The following is a 20172-nucleotide window of genomic DNA, read 5'->3' as shown; positions in this document are numbered from 1 at the left end:
TAAATATTACTAAACTTAAATACTTTAGTATTTGTTAATACTTGTTAATATATATTTATTGATTTATTATATAATAATATAGATATTACTATATCTTGAATTAGATAAATATAATTACGTATATATTGTTATTGTCAAAATTTAATTCTACATTTTTTTAATAATATTATTTTAGGAGGAAAAAATGATAAACAATATTAAAAATAAATTTAAAGATTACAAACCATATATAAACGGTTATGAAAATATGAAAAGAGCATCTGTATTAATTCCAATAGTAGAAATAAATAACATACATCATATATTATTTGAAGTTCGCTCAAAAAATTTAAAGCATCAACCCAATGAAATTTCTTTTCCAGGTGGAAAAATAGAGTCTAACGAAACTCCTTATGAAGCCGTTATTAGAGAAACATGTGAGGAACTTGGAACTTTTAATGACAATATAGAAGTTATAGCAAGTCTTGACTTACTTATAACTCCTGTAAAATTTATAATACATCCCTACTTAGGATATATAAAAAACATCAATAATTTAAATATAAATAAAGATGAAGTTGACCATACTTTTTTGGTACCTATAAAATATCTTTTAGAAAATCCTCCAAATACCTATAATAATACAGTCAAAGTTTTTCCTGATGAAAATCTTCCATATGGTTCAATTCCAAATCAAAAAGATTATAAATTTGAAAGTGGAAGTTACCCTGTTCTATTTTATAAATATAAAGATTATGTAATTTGGGGAATAACAGCAAAAATATTAGAAAATTTTTTAAACTTCTTATCAGAATAATACTTGTAATCAAATATTCAAATTTTTATATAAGAAGTTTTTAAAATTTTCTAACTTTAAAATGTTATAATTCTAAAAAAGATAGTAAATTATGTTTTATAATATTTTTTATGCTTGATTATTGTTCAATTATTGTTACACAATTTTTAATACAATTTCAAGCTAAGCACTATGTACTAATACCACATTATAAATAAATTATAATATGATAATATATCTAATAAGATTAATCTATGAAATAAATGATTTTAATGTATGTTTATGGTAAAATATTAATCATTAAGTAAACTGATAAATCAGAGTATCTGGAGGTGCTTATAATGTTTGCAGTAGGATTCACAGTTATAATTGCAATTGCCTCTTTCATTTTAAGTATATTGTTATTTAATGGAAAAGGAAGTATGCTATTAGCAGGTTATAATACTATGAGTGATAAAGAAAAAGCTCGATATGATGTAAAAAAACTATGTAGAAGTTCTAGCATTGTTACTTTTATTGTATCTATAATGTTATTTATCATGTCATTTTTGGGATATAGAATAGAGAGTGGACAAATGGATGAAAAAAAAATGCTTCCGTTTGCTGTAATATTTATAATAGTTATACTTGCTAGCGTGTTTTTCAATATCTATTACTCTAACAAGAAATGTAAAAAATAAAAATTAGTAAGTTAAGCAGTTAATTATGAAAGATTGACTGCTTTTTTATGTCTATTAGATATTTTAATATATAATAAATACTAAATATAGTTAAGTAAGCTTTGATAAAATAGAATAAAAAATAGATGTACAATTAATTTACATCCTATATCAAATTTATTTTTATTTATAATAGAAACTGAAATTATCATAATATATATGATATGTTCTTAAAATTAAAAAATTTAATATATTTTGTTTTATAGTACATCTATTTCAATCAGTTTACATAATTTTATTATTTTATACAGTGTTAATCATTTATTAGTACCCCATTCAATGAAAATGTTCTAGGTTCAGTAATTTTAACCATAACTAATTTTCCAATTAAATCATCACTTCCACCTTCAAAATTTACAAGTTTATTTTGTCTAGTTCTACCAGCAAGTTTATTTTCATTATTTTTGCTTCTTCCTTCGACCAAAACTTCAACTACTCTATTTTTATATTCATTATTTATCTCTGCTGAGATTCTATTTACTGCTTCTAATACTCTATTAAATCTTTCATGTTTTATTTCTTCTGGTATTTGATTTTCCATTTTAGCAGCAGGAGTTCCCTGTCTTTTAGAATAAATAAATGTAAATGCTGAATCATATCTAACTTTTTCAACCACATCTAGAGTATCTTCTAAATCTTCTTCTGTTTCTCCTGGAAAACCTATCATTAAGTCCGTTGAAAAAGCAATATCTGGCACTTCTTTTTTAGCTTTCTCTATTATGTCTAGATAATATTCCTTTGTATAATGTCTATTCATTTTTTTCAGAAGACTACTACTTCCACATTGTATTGGTAAATGTAAAAATTCACACACCTTATCACAATCTCTAATTGCATATATCACCTCATCAGATATGTCTTTAGGATGAGATGTCATAAATCTAACTCTTTCAATTCCTTCTATATCATTAACTTTTCTTAAAAGTTCTGAGAATGCAACTGGATTTTCAAGTGTTTTGCCATACGAATCTACATTTTGTCCAAGCAAAGTTATTTCTTTTGTTCCATTTGAAACAAGCTCTTTTATCTCATTAATTATATCTTCAGGTGTTCTACTTCTTTCTCTTCCTCTTGTATATGGAACTATACAATATGTACAGAAATTATTGCATCCATACATTATATTTACAAATGCTTTTAATTCAAATTTTCTATTACTTCTAAGGCCTTCTATTACTTCTCCATCTACATCCCATACATCTACTAACATTTTATCAGAATTTATTGATTCTGTAAGTAATTGTGGAAATTTATATAGATTATGTGTTCCAAATACAAGGTCTACATGTTTGTATTTTTTTCTTAGTTCTTCTACAACATGTGGTTGTTGCATCATACATCCACACACAGCTATTTTCATGTTTGGATTTTTTCCTTTTAGATGCTTTAACTGACCTAAATTTCCATACACCTTTAGTTCTGCATTTTCTCTTACTGCACATGTATTATATATTATTAGGTCACTTTCTTCAACTATCATTGACATTTGGTATCCCATTTCTTCTAACATTGAACAAAGTTTTTCTGAATCATGTTCATTCATCTGGCATCCAAAGGTTTGAGTAAACACGAGTTTTCTCTTTCCAGTTCTGTTGAAGTATTCTTCATTTTGTCTGTGTATTTGTTCTATATATTTATCTTGTTCTTGTATTTTCTCTATAGGTATTGTTACTTGTTTTCTTTTGCTCACTTCTATTCCTCCTAGTTAATTTCTTATATTACACATAACCTTAATTATATCAAATAAGAAAAATCTTTTAAAGGTATTATTAAAGTTTTAACTATAATAAAAGACAGCCAAATCGCTGTCCTTTATTATATTATACTTTTATATAAAAATAGATTTTAAATCAATCCATTTACAATTCTACAAAATATATTTCTATTGATATCTAATAATTTACTAAGTTTATACTATACAAGTACATTAAATTAATCTTATTTAAGAAAATAAAATAATCATAATATCTTTATAAAATAAACTTTTTATTATATCAAGTATATCTCAAATTAAATATTATAAGCCATATATCTAATCAAATTTTAACTTTGGTAACTAACCCTTCTTATTGATAAATTAACAATTTTGAATAAAAATATTCCTGCAACTAAATTTATTAAAACAGCTGGTAATACTACTGTTAAGAATAATGCTGTAAAAGAAGCTCCTGGAAGACCAACTATAGCTTGAGCAGCTAACAAAAATATTGTTCCACTTACAAGTGTTCCTATTGGCATTATAATTGCAACTACTATAGTATCCTGTGTTTTTTTAGATAAGTTTTTTATAAAAGGCATTTTATAGCTAACATATATTAATAAAAATACTATATTGGCTGTAAGAGTTTTATCTATTATATTAGGAACTTGACCTCCTGGGAAGCTTGATGTAAGTGCTGTAAATATACCTGTCACTATTCCTGCTATTAAGCAAGTTTTATAGTCATCTCTATTTAAAACTAATATCACAAACAGCATTGCTAGTGGTACATCTGGTTTCATTGGTAATCCTATAGCAGGTGTAATTTGATGTATTAATAATCCCATTGCTAAAAGTATTGCATTTAAAGTTAGTTTTTTTGTATTTGTTTTCATTTTTGTATTTCCTCCTAATTTTTTTAATTTTCAATTTATTTTTTTGCCAGTTTTCTAAATCATCATCTTTAGCTTTAGAAATTCATAACATCCATTTCACCACCTTCTACATATCGAATTTTTCGTAAAATAAAAAACTCCGTCCTAAATTAATAGGACGGAGATTATCCGCGTTGCCACCTAAATTATATAAAAACTTAATATAAAACTCAATTTTTATATATCTCATTATCAGGTACTTACATACCCTATTCGCTATAACGTACGACTAACGATAAAGTCTACTCTCAAAAATATGATTTCGATTTACTCCTCTAAGGCCCATTCATCAAATTTTTTCTTACCAAGATTCCACCATCCTTGGCTCTCTATATTGAACCTAAATTTAACTACTCTTCCTTGTCATAGGATTTAATTTATTATATATTGTTTTGCCATTGAAATAATCATATTACTTTTTCTAAAAAATGTCAATATATTTTTATAGCTTTTTAAATATACTTCTTTTAAAACTATTTTTTTAAAATAATACTAATAAAAATCAATACTAATTTCTTTCTTAAAATTTTATACCTAATTCAAACTTTTTAAATTTTATTTTCAATAATTTAATTTATTTTCTTATTATTTATCTAGCTATTTTATGTAATTTTTGAATTAGTCTTAATAAGGCTTTAATAATTCTATTTTTATATTCTAATAAAATCTTTTCTTATTTCTTTTAATTAATATTACTATTACTATAGCTATAATGATAAATATCACTATTACTAACAATATCAACTTTGATATTATATTGTGTTTTTTTATACTTCTGTTACTATGTCTATTTATAATTCCATTTCTATACCTTTTATTACTTGTACTTCGTTTTTTTAGTTTTATTTTACTTTTATTTGACCTACTACCTCTATGTCTTTTTCTAGATTTAATAGTCTTAAACTTAGCATTAGTAGATGTATAGTTCGTTTGTGTTGAGTAAACAGATGTACTAAAATCGTTAATAATTTCAGCTTCTACTTGTAGCGGATTTACAATACTGATTACTAGCAAAAAACATATAATTATCCTAATCAATTTTTTCTTTTTTTTCATTTACTTTCCCCTCATAAAAAATTTATATCTATTTTATTATAATATATACTCACTCAAAAACTACAAATTTTTTCAAATTTCTAATTTTTTTATATTAGATATTTTTTATAATATCAGAAGAATATTAAAATTTGACTATATTTTTTCGTCCTTATTCTTAATCTAACTGGAACAATAGGAATTACACAAATAGAATTAAGCAATGCATTCCTTTTTTATATTTATCAATCAACAGTGGAATGTTCAACAATACTATAATGTCATTAACTTTAAATTAAAAACTAAAATTTTACAATTTAGATATCTCTTCAACAATCTCTTTGACAGATTTATTAGAAACATTAATTTTCGTTGTTGCTAATATTTCATACATGGGTAAATAGTTAACACTTCTTTCTATTACATCAGTAAAACGCAAACCTTCCTCTACATCGGTCTTCAACCTTTTTCTCAATACAGTTTCATCACAAATTAAGGAAATATTTATTACTCTACAATCAGATATATCTAGGCAAGATATAATAGTATCAATAATACTTTGTTCATGCATTACCCAACAAAAAATAATATTTTCAAAAGTACTACACTTTATAAAGTTATTCAACAATGAACAAATATTTGAAAGAACCATTTTTTTCGTTTCAACAGTAATTTGAAATGGATGCATATCCCAACACCAATCACCATCAAGAAAAACACTATTTTTCAAGATTAATTTTAGAGATTGGCATACTGTTGTTTTGCCTACTCCCATTGTCCCACCAATAATATAAATATTTTTCATTCATTTTTCCTTTCAAAGTTCAATTTATTTGTTAGTCATATTTTATCACATCAACATATAAAAATCATACTTTAACATCTATCATATTATTCATACCATATACAATTGCTTTGTTATCTTTAGGTCTCTTATATTCCTTCCTAAATGGATTAAGTAGAAAATTAAACTTATAAATCAGTTTTTATTACTTAAATTTTTGAAATAATTAATTTAAACTTTATACATTTATTAATTTGTAACATAATCTATATTCATACTTTCTTTCATTAAAATTCCATGATACAATAATACTGCTAGATAATAGTAGTAGTTTAATATAAAACTAATATATATATAATTATGTAATAATAAATATTACAAAGGAGAGTGAATTATAATGTTATCAAAACCAGCAACAATGCTTTTAGGTCTAATAAATGAAAAGCCTCTTAATGCCTATGAAATTATAAAAGTGCTAGAATACATGAATGTAAAGTACTGGTTTAATATCGCAGACTCAACCGTATATACTACAATTAAGACTTTAGAAAAAAGAGGATTGATTTTAGGTACTGTTAAAAAGGATGGTAATATGCCAGACAAAACGGTTTACACAATCACAGAAAAAGGAAGTATAGAATTTCACGATACTTTGAGAAGTTCTATTTTAAAATTCGATTATGACACTAATATTTTTTCTATTACAGCATTCTTTATTGAATACCTAGGAAAAGAAGAAAGAAAGAAGCTTTTAGAAAAACGATTAGAAGTTTTAAATCAATATCTAACAGGGATTAAGCAAAAAGATGATGATTGGGAAAAAGAAGTTAGTGAATTTCATGTTGCTAATGTAAAACGTATGATAGATATAGTATTAGCAGAAATTTCTGGAACAAAAAAATTATTAACTGTTTGTAAGGGTTAAGCAAAAACTGTAGATAATGGCTTTCCACATATAATTCATAGTTTACTGTTTTGTATTTATTTTATTTACTCTTCTTTCATAGATATAGAAAGGGCACCTCATATGAAGTGCCTATCTATATTATATTCATTTTTAGTTATTACCTTTAACTATTGTATAAAACTTTTTTCTCAATATATTTTCATATACCCTTATGAATGACATCTTGCATTTATTAGGATTCTTTTTTTATAAAGTTTATTATATATGATTATGTCAAAGTCGAATATTCTTCTACATACTGACTATATACATATCCAGAATATCTTTTCCCATTTTTGTGAATATTGATTCTTGTCCATTTTCCAACACTATAACAGACTTCAACTTTAAAACCATCAGGAATTGTAGTTATTATTTTTGAATCTGTTGTTCTGTCATTTCTTAATTCTAGATTTAAACCATTAGTTTTTATATTTCCTATGTAATTTCTTTTTCTGTTTTCTAGAATATTATTACTTTTAGCATTGCTCAATTTCTCTAAATATTTATATAGTAACCAACCTTTGTCATAATTACTTTCAACTTCTGCCCATTTTCCATTTACACAATTTAACTTAACCATTTTTCCTTCTGGTATGCTTTTTAATTTCATACTGTTTATATCTGGTTTCTCTCTTAAATTCAATTTAATCTTAGTCTTAAAATTGATGTTAGATTCATCAAAGTTTTTTAACATTAATTCAGATATCATTTAAAATCCTCCTCTTGCCAAATTTTAAGTTATTAAAAATACCTAACTCTTAAAAAATAAATTTAACAAAAAGAATTATTATCTTTTTGGCAACTGGCTGACATGACCTTTATTATATAAAGATTTTAGTCCCTATAGCTTTGCGTCATTAGATTTATCTAATATTGCCTATATCTGAATAATAACACAAATTAAATATTTACAAAATAATATTCCCTCAAATTTTATATTAATTAAATATAAATTCAATTTTTAATTAATAATAAATAAAAAATATCTTTATATTACTAAATAAAGTATTATTCTCTATGAATCATCCATAAAATAGTAATTTACCTAACATATAATTTTTTATAACAAACTTTTTTCTATATTAAGAATATGAAGATATAAAGACAAATTCATAATTTCTTATATCTTTAATACAGGAACTTTTATAAATATATATTAACAAAAAAGTTTGTGTGTATTCATACAGGTTCTTATACCTTATATCTCTTTTTTGATTATTGAACACTATTTAGGTATCATAATTTTTTAAAGCTTACTTGACAAAAAAGGTATATCACTGTATCATTAATATAAACCGACAGTCAGTCTATAGAATAGATATAAGTATAAAATCTACATATATTTGTATGATTATGAAAGTACATAAAGACTAACTAATAAAAATTTTAATGAAAATAGTGGTAACTATTGTTATCTCTTATCAATATATAACATTAATAAAAAAATCACTTATGATACACTTTCTTGAGTTTTTTTATATTCAACTCAGTTCACTTACTTTAGTTATTTACATTGCTATACTTATGCTATTTTTAATTTTTTAAAATTTTTAAGAAACGAGGATGAAATATGTTAAAAAGAATATTACAAAAAGATTTAGCAAGAAATAAAGTAGTAACAGCCACATTATTCATATTTATTTTCCTGGCAGCTATGTTGGTATCTAGTGCTACAAATATCATTATAGAACTTACTAGTTCTATGTCTTCCTTGTTTAGACAATCTCACGCACCTCACTATGTTCAAATGTATTCTGGAGAATTAAACCAAAAATTAATCAATGAATTTACATCTTCAACTCCGTCTGTAAAAGAACAACAAACGGTTGAACTTCTAAATATCAATGGAAGAAATATTTTTCTAGGAAATGAGAAAAAAAGCCAATCTGACAGTGTTTTAGAAAATAGTTTTGTGAGGCAAAATAGTAAGTTCGATTTTTTGTTAGACATGAATAATGCTATATTAAAAGTAGAAAATGGAGAAATAGGGGTTCCTGTCTATTACATGAAACAAAATAATTTAAATATTGGAGATAAGATACAAATAGCCAATGGTGATTTCTTCATGGAATTTACAATAAAAGACTTTGTGCGTGATGTACAAATGAACCCTTCCCTTGTTACTTCAAAGCGTTTCTTAATCAGTAATGATGATTGGAATACTTTACATGCTAACTTAGGTGAAAGTGAGTACCTTATTGAATTTCTATTAAATGATATAAATAAAATTAGTGAATTTGAAACGTTATATCAATCAACTAATCTTCCACAAACAGGAACATCAATAACTTATTCTCTTTATCAAGTACTAAATGCATTATCTGATGGAATTTTAGTTGCAATTATTATATTAATTAGTATTCTACTTATTATAATTTCTACTTTATGCTTACGATTTACACTAATTACAACTATTGAAGAAGATTATCGTGAAATTGGTGTTATGAAAGCAATTGGTATCCAAAGTGTTAATATCCGAAAGTTGTATCTTGCAAAATATCTATTGATTGCATCTTTAGCAAGTTTTTTTGGTTATATAACCTCATTATTTATTGGAACTTTTTTTACAGAGAATATCAATCTTTATATCGGTACAGTAGAAAAAAATACTTTTAGTGTCTTTATCCCATTAATTGGTGCAGTTATTGTATTTATAGCAGTTATATTCTTTTGTAATCTAATACTCAAAAGATTTAATAAAATATCAGCAGTAGAAGCATTAAAAACAGGTACTTCAATGACCACTAAACAAAACAGATATAATATAAAACTGTACAAAAGCAAAATAACAAATGTTAATCTCTTTTTAGGATTAAATGAAGTAACTGGAAGATTTACCATTTATAGCTTACTCTGCTTTGTTTATGCTGTCTGCACCTTCCTCATGATTGTACCACTTAATTTTCTAAATACTATTCAGTCTCCAGAATTTATTACTTATATGGGAGCTGGTCAAAGCGATATTCGCATTGATTTGCAACAGACAAATGAAACTCAAAACCATCTTAATTCTATATTGAATGTGATTGAAAGTGATGATGATGTTGAAAAATATGATTCCTTTATAACGAGTTCTTATAAGGTAGTGAATCAGGATGGGGCGATAGAAAACATGAAAATAGAAAATGGAGATTTTTCAACTTTTCCACTTGAATATGTAAATGGTTCTGCACCAACAAATGAAAATGAGATTGCTCTATCTGTTATAAATGCTGATGAACTAGGGAAAAGTGTTGGAGATAATTTATCCATTTTTTCAGAAGAAGATAATGAACTAATTCTCACTGTTAGTGGCATTTATCAAGATGTTACATATGGTGGTAAGACTGCAAAAGCGATGCTACCTTACAAAAAAGATACAATTTTATGGTATATCATAAATTTAAATATGAAACCTGGAGTTAATTTAACAGATAAATTAGATCAGTATAGAATGGATTGTTATCCTGCAAAAGTTACAAATATGGATGATTATGTAAGTCAGACATTAGGCTCTGTTATTAGCCAATTAAGACTTGTTATAAAGTTAGCTATTATTCTATCTGTTTCGATTTCTGGATTTATTACAGCAATGTTTTTCAAAATGCTGATTGCTAAAGATACATCACAAATTGCAATTATGCTTAGTTTAGGATTTTCTACTAAAAATATACGAACTCAATATACTGCAAGAGCATTATTAGTGCTTACAATTGGAATTATTTTAGGAATTATTGCATCAAATACAATTGGTCAGAAAATAGCAGGGCTACTTCTTTCTGGTATATCCAATTTACAATTTATAACAAATCCACTAATTGTATATATAGTTTGTCCAATAACTTTAATTATAACTGTATCTGTTACTATTACAGCAATTAGTATGACAATCAAAAAAATAAAAATTATGTCTATCATAGAATAAGAGGTATATTATGAATAATATTATAGAAGCTAGAAAAATTAGTAAAGAATATGTCATCAGCAAAGAGAATATACATCAAGTTTTAAAAGGAATTGATTTAACCATTCAACATGGAGAGTTTGTATCTGTTATGGGAGCTTCTGGCTCAGGAAAAACAACTCTACTTTATAACTTAAGTGGTATGGATAAACTCACATCTGGAAATATTACATTCTGCGGAGAAATGATTTCTAGTATGTCTGAGGAAGAATTATCGAAGATACGATTAGAAAAAATGGGATTTATCTTTCAACAAAGCAATTTACTAAAAAATTTAAATATTTTTGATAATATAGTCCTTTCCGCCTATTTGAGAAAGGAAGAAAGCCGCCAAATAATTAATGAACGAGCAAAAACACTTATGGAGAAAACAAATATTTCAGAAATCAAAGATAAAGATATTACTCAGGTTTCTGGTGGTCAACTTCAAAGAGCAGCTATATGTCGTGCATTAATTAATACTCCAGAAATCTTATTTGGAGATGAACCAACAGGTGCACTTAATTCTAAAGTAACAAATGAAGTGATGGACATTCTTTTAGATATCAACAACTCTGGTACAACCATTATGCTTGTAACTCATGATGCCAAAGTTGCAGCAAAAACAGAACGAGTAGTATTTATGTCTGATGGTGTAATCATTGGAGAAATTATATTAGGAAAGTTTAATGAATATAATAACAATTTAAAGGAAAGAGAAAATAAACTTACAAACTGGTTATTAGAATTAGGTTTTTAGAAATATTAGTATAAATAAAACAGATATTACTAATATTATAAAATCAAAATAGTTATAAGTAAAGAAATAAGTAAATCTATTATTAGGAAATCTATAAAGTAATATAAGTACAACTTCTTAAAGCAATAATTGTTTATAAGAAATTTTTCATATATCTAAATTAAGATATACAACATTTTATTAAACTATCTACTTCACATATATATTAAAGCTGATGACTTATCTAATGTTTGATGATAAAATAAAATTAATAAATATTTAATTATAGAGGACTATATTATGAACATTATTAAAAGAGTACCCTTAATATTAATAGTATTAATTGCAATATTACTAACAGGATGTTCTCCAAGAGAAAGTGCTAGTGAAGTAGCAAAAAAGTACAGTGATAGAGTAAATTCTGGAGATTATGAAACAGCATATGATTTACTAAGCAAAGACACCAAGAAAAAAGTTAGCCTTGAAAGGTTTAAAGAGTATCAAAGTGTATTACTTGAGACAAAAAAAGTAATTGGTTATAAATTAATAAAAGAAGAAAATATAGAAAAATATAAATATGATAAAAAAGAATATAAAAATCTTGTTAAACTAGAAGAAACTTATGATATAAAAAATATTTACTTAAAAAAATGTGAGTCTTTAAAAATTAATAGGTACCTTATAGTTGAAAATAATCAATATAAGTTATTATGGCATGAAAATTTCAAACGAAATCTTAGTTCTAGATACCTTGATGTTGTATATCTAAAATTTAGAAAACATGAGATAGTTTCAGATAAAACACTTAAAAAAGCACTTAAAGATACTACTCTACTACTGAAAAAAGCAGTTGACATTGATCCTACTAATTCAGATGCTTATTATGCACAAACATGTCACTATATGAATTTAGACGAATATGATAATGGTCTGATTTCAATTAATAACTGCTTAAAATATTTAGATAAAAAAAATTCTAATTATAAAAAAGATTTAAGTGATGCATATAATTTAAAGGCCGTTATGTGTATGGGTAATAAAAAATATGATGAAGCAAAAAAATTTTTAAATAAATCATTGTATGCTAATAAGGATAACAATGATGCAAAGTTTAACTTAAAAGTAATAAAAAATCAATTAGAGTAAATGCCTAATTTATTATATTCAACAAATACATATAAATTGGTGCAAGTAATATTTTTTTACTTCCATATATAAATCACAGTACTTATGTAAAATTATTATATAATAATTTAATTTTTTATAGATTAAAATTAACATGTTTTAGACTTTTATTTATAATCCAGTTAAATTTATTATTACCTTATTCTAAAGTTTACTTAGTAACTGAATCTATATGACTTTATATAAATATAAAATAAATTCATTTATATTTATTATGTATTTATACAATATTCTCTATTAAATTAAAATACCTATAAATTAATTACAAACTTAAATTATAAAAAAGAACTTATTACTATATGAAAGTTAATATATGAGCAATAAGTTCTTTATATTTGTACGTAAAACATTAATCAATTAAATTTAAAATACATAACAAGATAATACTAAAAATATATAATTATGTTAAATAATAAAATCTAAAGCAATATGTATTTATAAATATTTATAATTTTTAAATTTGTATATGACAGTGGTTAAATATTACATAATAAATCCAAATAAATATATAGATATCACACCTGTAACAATAGAAATTCCAATAGATTTAAATTTATATGCAACAAGAAGCACAATTAGAAAAGATATAATTTTAGGATTTACTACAGACAAATATAAATTATCTCCATTAAAAAATACATCTTTCGCTGTTAAAGAAGTAAGTATTGCTACAGGTATAAATTTCATTATTTTTTTCAAAGACTCAGGCATATCCTTTTTCGAAAAAATTAACATTGGAAGAACTCTTGGAAGGTATGTAACAATGTACATTCCTATTATAATAAAAAATATATAATTACTATTATTCATAAGATTCCTCCTTTTTCGAATGTACCTCTTCTGCAAAGAACCCAATTAAAGAGGCTAAAATTGATGCAACTATAATTACTAAATTACTCTTAAACAATACATATAAAATAATTGAAATAATAATTGACGATATAAATACTAAAACATAAATCTTGTTTTTTATTTGAGAAACTATTAATGCTATAAACATAGAGGTCAGTATAAATCCAGAAATAGAACTATCTATAGATATTGTTTCTCCTAAAAATGCCCCAATAAAGTTAGCTAAGACTGATGAAACTAGGCAAAAAAAATTGAGATAGATTGCATTTTTATCAGTCCAATTTCCAGTAGTAAATTTTTCATAATTAACTGCAAAAGTTTCATCAGTTATGGTATGGCAAAATGGCAATATAAACTTTGGACTTTTATTTTTTATATACATATTTAAATTGGAACTCATTAAAAAATGTCTCAAATTAACAATAAATGTGGTTAATACAATAGACGTTACACTTGCACCAGCTGAAATCATTGAAGCTGCAATAAATTGAGAACTTCCTCCAAATACCAAAGTTACCATTAATGCTATTTGGAAAGGTGAAAGACCAGATTTCTGCAATAGTATTCCTCCTACTATTCCTATTGGTATATAGCCCAAAAATATGGGTATAGAAGCAATAAAACTTTCTCTTAGTTGCTGAGTTCTTTCCATGATAAATCACTCCTTTTAACCTTTAATACACTGAGTATTATTAAAATATAAAATAGATTAATCATATAATTGCAATTATACTTAAACATAGATTTGAATTAACTATATAAGCTTTACTATATAAATAAAAATAAATTAATTTTGAAATACTATTAATTTATAATTACTTTTTGTTGTGAGGCAATAATATATGTCAATTCTTATAAATCAATTATCTATCATATTTTCATTGTAACAGCAAAAAAAATTACACACAATTAAAATATTGTGTGCAATACAATTATCTTTTTTCTTTTAGTAATCGTTTTAATACACTTAAACCAGATTTAAGTTCTTCTATATTTTCTGTAGCACATACAGCTATTCTTATTGCAGAAATAGGTTTTTCTTTTCCAACTGCAAAGCGCTCAGATGCATAAACCTGTACACCTTCTTTTAGTGCTTGTAACTCAAGTTTTTCAGCCATTATATCATCAGGTAGTATTAACCATCTAAATATACATTCATTATTTCCTAAAATATTATACTCAGATAAATATTGATTGACAATCTCATTTCTCTTTCTAGCAGACTTACGGCGTGCCTCAATTAATTTATCTGCTTCTCCTGATGCAATCATACGATAAGCTATTTCTGTTAAAAAATATGATTGAGAGAGATTAATATTATACAAAGCACTTGATAAGGCTTCTCTATACTTTTTAGGTGTAGCAATGTATGCAAGACGTAAGCTAGGTGCAAGAATTTTTGATAAACTTGTAATATAAATTGTCTGATTAGGTATATAATTAGCAACTGGATTCAAATGTATTTCATTAAGTAAACCATGAATAGCATCCTCAATAACAATTAAGTTATATTTGGATGCAATATGTGCAATCATTTTTCGTCCATCCTCTGACATTATATGTGTAGTGGGATTTTGATAATCTGGTATTATATATATTCCCTTGATATTTTCATTCTTGCATGCATATAATAAACCTTCTTCACTAATCTCCCCATTTTCTTGTTTAATTGGAATTAATTGTATTCCAAGCATTTTGGCTGCTGTCTTTATTCCAGGGTAAGTTAATGGGTCTACACCTATTCTATCTCCATGTTGAAATAGCCCTGCCAAAATGGCTACAATTGCATTTTGTCCTCCACTTGCAGGAAGTAAGCTATCAGCTGAGGTTTTAAATCCAGTTTGGGAAATCAATTTAGCTATAGCTTCTTTTTGCCAATCAGCACCATCTCTCTGTCCATATTGAAATATAGTTTTAAAATCCAATTCTTTAGTTATTTGTTTAAATAAAGTACTCATTTCTTCTAATGCAAAATCAGGATTCATTGTACCCATTTCAATGAATGTAATTTTATTACTTGACATCAAAAATAAATTTGACCGTATATCATAAGCTACAAAAGTTCCACTTCCTGTAACCCCACTTATTAATCCTTTCTTTTCACAAATTTTAAAGGCTCTAGAAATAGTACTTACATTTACATCTAGGAAGTCTGCCAATTCACGTTGTGGTGGCAATTTGGTACCAGGCAACAAAGTTCCATTATCAATATCTTGTTCTAATTGTTCTGCAATAGCTTTATATAATATTTGTCCTCTTAATGGCCGTTTTGGTTTCCAATTCATAGGATAATTTTCAAAAGAATTAATTGGCATAAAGTTTCACCTCACATTACTAATTTGACTATTTTGTTTATTTATAACAATAAATTCATTAGGAAAGTGATTATACAAATCCCTAACCTAAACAAATGAATCAATAGCTGTATTTCATAATTACATTTAAATTTATTTTAATATATACACCATATATTTAAAGCGCTTTCTTGTCAACATAAAAGTAATGCAATCATAATTAAATGAATACTAGAATATTTAATTATTTTTATACAATAAAAAAGAAGGTATAAAGAGCTACCCTCAAGCTCAATATACCTTATAAATATCTACACTTCGTTTTTGACTAATTTCTCTATGTCTTTGATAATATGTTCTTTAGATTTTTTTCCAGCTATTGCATCAAAAATTGCAACAGCTTTTTTCTCTCCAAACTTCTCTGCTACATCATTAAACTCTAGAAATCTAACACTTTCCTTTTGTTTGCCAAACATACAACACCTCTCATACATTTTTATATATTTATTATAACTTCTATATGTTTATTTTTCACCAATAAACGTTAGACAAATTAGTTCCTTTATTTTTTTGACTTTATTTTACCTTCAAAATACTTAACAAAACTAGTTTATTCTACCCTATAAATAAAAATATGCAATTTAATTTGTAAAAAACTCTGTAATAAAATCAGTACTTCTCTTTTCAAAAGTTTTACAGTAAAAATAACAAAAATTATTTATTGTGTAGCAGATTTAATATATAAGTAAGATTCCTTAACTATTTTATTTCTAAAAGTAAATAAAAGGTAAAATATTTAATAACAGAAAAGTTTCAAACTTATATGCTATTAGTAGAATTTTTCTAAAAAAACATATCAAATATTTGATTTTCCTGTAAAATACAGTATCTAGTATAATGACAGATGATTATACAGCTTGAAATAAATAGCCTGTATGCCTTTGATATATAATATTTCAAAAACTTTTATGTTATTATATAGACTTATTTAATTTCACAAAGAGCTAAGTGTAATAGGAGATATTTAAACTGATTAAATTAAGGTTATAAATAATTATAATGTCTAATTATTGACTTTGACACCGTGTCGTAGTTTATACTGAAGCTGTAAGGAGGGAAGTATAATGAAGACAATCACTATAAGCCAAGTATCTAAAAATATGGGGATATCCACTAGAATGCTACGCTATTATGAACAAATTGGATTAATTAAAAGTTTTCGTCGTGAAGGTTATGCTTACAGAGTTTATGATGATGAAGCAATTTCTAGAATTGAGCAGATTATGCTTTTGCGTAAATTGCGAATTCCTTTACGTCAAATTCAAACAATTCTAGAAAATAAAAATGCAGTTACTGCTATTAACATCTTTCGTCAAAATATAAATGAATTGGACGAGGAAATTACTGCTCTTTCAACAATCAAGGATATTCTCTTTTGTTTTATCAAAGAATTAATTAAAGTTACAGAACTACCATTCAAAAATATTATTTCTGAAAATGACACATTGTTATCAGCTATTGAATCACTCAATATTGTTAGTATTAATTTTAAGGAGGAGCAAGGTATGAATAAGTTAAATAAAGCAGATGAAAGACTATCAAAAATCAATGATATACGTATAGTATACCTACCACCAACTACTATTGCTTCCGCTCATTATATTGGTGATGACCCAGAACTTCATGCAAATACAATGCTTGATGAATTCGTGTGTAAAAACAATTTGAATAAAATTAAACCAGATTTAAGACGTTATGGTTTCAATCATCCTAATCCAATAGATGAAACAGGCTATCATGGTTATGAGGCATGGGTGACAATTCCAGATAATATGGAGATTTCGGCACCACTTAAAAGAAAGCAATTTGCAGGAGGGTTATATGGTGTACATATGATTGCTTTTGGCAATTTTGCTGAATGGGATGCACTTCTTGAATGGGTGAATAACAATGAGAAATATGAATTTGCAGGTGATTTACAAGACCAAGAACATATGTGTGGTCTTTTAGAAGAACATTTAAACTATTTTAGCCATATAGAAAGGACAGACCATGAGGTAAAAGATATACAACTTGATTTACTAATACCTATTAAGGAAAAATATCAGCATAATAATACTAGTTTGTCAAAAAGATTATATGACTGTGAGATAGCAATTATGATAGAGGAAGATTATTTTTGAAAAGAAGAAATATATCTTTCTATTTAACATTCTAACTATTGACAATTAAACAAGATTATAATAAAAAATAGATAAACTATATAGTTTATCTATTTTTTATTATAACTTTAAGCAATCAATATATTTAAATCTAATAAAATTTATCTAAAGTCTTAAAGTTGAAAAAGATAAATGAAGTACCAAGAACCACTTCCTTTTTTTAATCGTCAATCTTATCTCATACATCCTCTGATATACTTGATTTTCTAATAGGTTTTATTATATCAGTATTAAAAAAACTGTCTTAGAATATATCTTAGATATTAAATATTAATTACAAAAACAAATCTATAATTATATATTAAGTTCTTCTAAGATTTTTATTGCAAATCTTGCATTTGGATATGTAATAGAGCCACCACCAATTACACCTATTTTTATTGCTTCTATAATTTCAGCCTTACTTGCTTCAGAGTTTACACACCCCTCTATATGATAGCAAATGCATTCATCACAACGACTTAAAATAGAAATTGCTAATCCCATCAACTCTTTATTTTTTTTACTTATAGCTCCCTCAGAATAAGTCTTATCATCAAGACTTCCAAAGGCTCTAAAAAATTCATCTGTTTCACTTAGTTTATTATTATATAATTTTCTATATTCTTTCATTTCTTCAAGATTCATGTCTACCTCCTGTGTTCATAAATAATTTTTATAGAGTATGATATAACATCATACTTATATTTTCAATATTAAATATGAATTTTCAATTTATAATGCATATCCTGATTGGTAAATAACCTTAGAATATATAGTTACTGATGACTCCTTACTTTTAATATTAATTAATTTCAGAGCTAAGATAAATATCTTAATAAGTTTTTAATTGTCTGTTTTAGCTCTGAAATATATAAGATTTAGCTACGCTTTATAAAAATATATAACTATCCTAGTTATTTTTAGCTGAACTTTTATATATAAAATAAGAATAAATAAATGGTATCACTACAATCATAATTATTACAAAAGTATTATAAAAAGGAATATTAATAAATGCATTAATAATTAACAATATTCCACCAATAATCCAAATCCATCCAGCTAAATGATGTGTTTTATTCCAATTTTCTTCATCATTAAGAGTCCATGGTAATTTTATTCCTAATGTATAGTTTTGTTTACATTTAGGAATATAGTTTCCAATAAAGAAAATCAATATTCCTGAAAATAATCCTATATAAAAATTTGTCTCTAAAGTAATTCCTATTGAATACACAGTCATCATTACTTGCAAAATAACTGAAAGTATAGCAACTCCCCATTTTGAAAAACCTTGAAGTATTTTTGAAAATCCTATTTTCTTTGGTTCATTTTCAATTCTAAACCATGTATATAAATGAACACATAGCATTAATAATGGTACACCAAAAGCCGCTATAACTTTTGGAGCATAATTATCTGGATTTCCATAATTGTCAAAATGAATTGCAACCTGATCTGGCAATCTATTATAAAAATAAACTGATACAATAAATGGTATAAAACATACTAAAGTTGATAAAACAAATTGTTTATTTATCATTTTTTTCATTATCTTTTTCTCCCTTCTCCATAAATTGTGAAAACCAAAGCATAACTTCCTCAAAAACTGAAGTATTTATTTCATAGAAAATGAAGTTTTTATACTTGGTTTCAAATATGAGCCCTGCCTTTTTTAATTGAGATAGATGATAAGAGATTGTGGCATTTGTCATATTAAATTTTTCACTAATTTCTCCTGCTGACATCTTGTTATTCTTTAGCATAAGTAAGATTTCTCTTCTTACAGGGTCAGAAAGAGCTTTAAACGTTTCTGGAAAACCCAACAATATCACCTCTCTATTTAGAATTTCATCTAAATACAATATAACATAATTAATTATTCATTTCAATAACTATTTAGATTTTTTTCTAAATAGTTATTGAAAATTATTATATAAATTTCTAAAACTAGCTTTAAATAAAACAATCTCAATCATAGATTGTTTTATTTAAATACTTTACTTTCAAAAAAATAAAGGACTTAGAAATAAAACTCTAAGTCCTTTTATTTTATAAACTTTCTTATATTTAAAATATA

19 protein-coding genes, 1 riboswitch and 1 other annotated feature are annotated in these 20172 nt (G+C 25.3%); of the genes, 7 read left to right on the top strand and 12 right to left on the bottom strand.

Features of this window, described 5'->3' with window-relative positions:
* Positions 1-184 precede the first annotated feature (184 nt).
* Both IC213_RS04155 and IC213_RS04150 read left to right on the top strand, forming a co-directional pair.
* Entirely contained in the window at positions 185-796 is a 612-nt protein-coding gene (locus IC213_RS04155; protein WP_227435123.1) for an NUDIX hydrolase, read from the top strand.
* Positions 797-1116: 320 nt separating this feature from the next.
* Positions 1117-1455 carry a DUF3784 domain-containing protein gene (locus IC213_RS04150; RefSeq protein ID WP_227823959.1) on the top strand — a complete coding sequence of 113 codons (339 nt, stop codon included), beginning with the start codon at positions 1117-1119 and terminating at the stop codon, positions 1453-1455.
* Positions 1456-1747: 292 nt separating this feature from the next.
* Here the strand turns inward: IC213_RS04150 and miaB are convergent, their stop codons facing one another.
* From miaB to IC213_RS04130, 4 genes are all read right to left on the bottom strand, one after another.
* A complete protein-coding gene (gene miaB, locus IC213_RS04145) occupies positions 1748-3184 on the bottom strand; it encodes a tRNA (N6-isopentenyl adenosine(37)-C2)-methylthiotransferase MiaB (protein WP_227862768.1) in 1437 nt (478 codons plus the stop codon).
* A gap of 353 nt (positions 3185-3537) precedes the next feature.
* Positions 3538-4089 (bottom strand): tryptophan transporter, encoded by a 552-nt coding sequence (locus tag IC213_RS04140; protein ID WP_227435120.1) that lies wholly within the window; start codon positions 4087-4089, stop codon positions 3538-3540.
* 150 nt (positions 4090-4239) lie between these two features.
* Positions 4240-4504, bottom strand: a binding site (T-box leader).
* Between the two features lie 281 nt (positions 4505-4785).
* The gene (locus IC213_RS04135; RefSeq protein ID WP_227435119.1) at positions 4786-5184 is read right to left on the bottom strand and encodes a hypothetical protein; all 399 of its coding nucleotides are present in this window, start codon (positions 5182-5184) and stop codon (positions 4786-4788) included.
* Positions 5185-5473: 289 nt separating this feature from the next.
* Positions 5474-5968: an AAA family ATPase gene (locus IC213_RS04130; RefSeq protein WP_227482625.1), complete on the bottom strand. Its 495-nt coding sequence runs from the start codon at positions 5966-5968 to the stop codon at positions 5474-5476.
* Positions 5969-6344: 376 nt separating this feature from the next.
* Between IC213_RS04130 and IC213_RS04125 the strand changes: the two genes are divergently transcribed.
* Positions 6345-6872 (top strand): PadR family transcriptional regulator, encoded by a 528-nt coding sequence (locus IC213_RS04125; protein ID WP_227435117.1) that lies wholly within the window; start codon positions 6345-6347, stop codon positions 6870-6872.
* Between the two features lie 250 nt (positions 6873-7122).
* On the opposite strand, the gene IC213_RS04120 is transcribed toward IC213_RS04125, so the two are convergent.
* The gene (locus IC213_RS04120) at positions 7123-7605 is read right to left on the bottom strand and encodes an SH3 domain-containing protein (protein WP_227834322.1); all 483 of its coding nucleotides are present in this window, start codon (positions 7603-7605) and stop codon (positions 7123-7125) included.
* Positions 7606-7690: 85 nt separating this feature from the next.
* Positions 7691-7784, bottom strand: a riboswitch (cyclic di-GMP riboswitch).
* Positions 7785-8466: 682 nt separating this feature from the next.
* Here IC213_RS04120 and IC213_RS04115 point away from each other — a divergent pair.
* The 3 genes from IC213_RS04115 to IC213_RS04105 all read left to right on the top strand — a co-directional run bounded on the left by IC213_RS04115 (position 8467) and on the right by IC213_RS04105 (position 12703).
* Positions 8467-10800 carry an FtsX-like permease family protein gene (locus IC213_RS04115; protein WP_227862767.1) on the top strand — a complete coding sequence of 778 codons (2334 nt, stop codon included), beginning with the start codon at positions 8467-8469 and terminating at the stop codon, positions 10798-10800.
* A 10-nt stretch (positions 10801-10810) separates the two neighbouring features.
* Entirely contained in the window at positions 10811-11578 is a 768-nt protein-coding gene (locus IC213_RS04110; protein WP_227482621.1) for an ABC transporter ATP-binding protein, read from the top strand.
* A gap of 279 nt (positions 11579-11857) precedes the next feature.
* A complete protein-coding gene (locus IC213_RS04105) occupies positions 11858-12703 on the top strand; it encodes a tetratricopeptide repeat protein (protein WP_227823965.1) in 846 nt (281 codons plus the stop codon).
* A 522-nt stretch (positions 12704-13225) separates the two neighbouring features.
* Here IC213_RS04105 and IC213_RS04100 read toward each other — a convergent pair.
* The 4 genes from IC213_RS04100 to IC213_RS04085 all read right to left on the bottom strand — a co-directional run bounded on the left by IC213_RS04100 (position 13226) and on the right by IC213_RS04085 (position 16364).
* A complete protein-coding gene (locus IC213_RS04100; RefSeq protein ID WP_227435111.1) occupies positions 13226-13552 on the bottom strand; it encodes an AzlD domain-containing protein in 327 nt (108 codons plus the stop codon).
* Positions 13545-14246: an AzlC family ABC transporter permease gene (locus tag IC213_RS04095; protein WP_227435109.1), complete on the bottom strand. Its 702-nt coding sequence runs from the start codon at positions 14244-14246 to the stop codon at positions 13545-13547. The genes IC213_RS04100 and IC213_RS04095 overlap by 8 nt, the downstream gene beginning before the upstream one ends.
* Positions 14247-14526: 280 nt before the next feature.
* A complete protein-coding gene (locus IC213_RS04090; RefSeq protein WP_227482619.1) occupies positions 14527-15909 on the bottom strand; it encodes a PLP-dependent aminotransferase family protein in 1383 nt (460 codons plus the stop codon).
* A 290-nt stretch (positions 15910-16199) separates the two neighbouring features.
* Positions 16200-16364, bottom strand: a complete 165-nt coding sequence (locus IC213_RS04085) for a hypothetical protein (RefSeq protein ID WP_227435106.1) — start codon at positions 16362-16364, stop codon at positions 16200-16202.
* Positions 16365-17012: 648 nt separating this feature from the next.
* On the opposite strand from IC213_RS04085, the gene IC213_RS04080 reads away from it, so the two are divergent.
* A complete protein-coding gene (locus IC213_RS04080) occupies positions 17013-18071 on the top strand; it encodes a MerR family transcriptional regulator (protein ID WP_227862766.1) in 1059 nt (352 codons plus the stop codon).
* Between the two features lie 333 nt (positions 18072-18404).
* Here the strand turns inward: IC213_RS04080 and IC213_RS04075 are convergent, their stop codons facing one another.
* From IC213_RS04075 to IC213_RS04065, 3 genes are all read right to left on the bottom strand, one after another.
* Positions 18405-18737, bottom strand: coding sequence for a carboxymuconolactone decarboxylase family protein (locus IC213_RS04075; RefSeq protein WP_227435101.1), 333 nt, complete (start codon positions 18735-18737; stop codon positions 18405-18407).
* Positions 18738-19002: 265 nt separating this feature from the next.
* Positions 19003-19644, bottom strand: a complete 642-nt coding sequence (locus tag IC213_RS04070; RefSeq protein ID WP_227482617.1) for an SdpI family protein — start codon at positions 19642-19644, stop codon at positions 19003-19005.
* Positions 19625-19918 carry an autorepressor SdpR family transcription factor gene (locus tag IC213_RS04065; protein ID WP_227435096.1) on the bottom strand — a complete coding sequence of 98 codons (294 nt, stop codon included), beginning with the start codon at positions 19916-19918 and terminating at the stop codon, positions 19625-19627. Before IC213_RS04065 ends, IC213_RS04070 begins: the two co-directional genes overlap by 20 nt.
* Positions 19919-20172: the final 254 nt, after the last annotated feature.

This window comes from Clostridioides sp. ES-S-0049-02, assembly GCF_020658465.1.
Taxonomy (GTDB): domain Bacteria; phylum Bacillota; class Clostridia; order Peptostreptococcales; family Peptostreptococcaceae; genus Clostridioides.
This window is presented reverse-complemented; position numbering and strand designations above follow the sequence as displayed.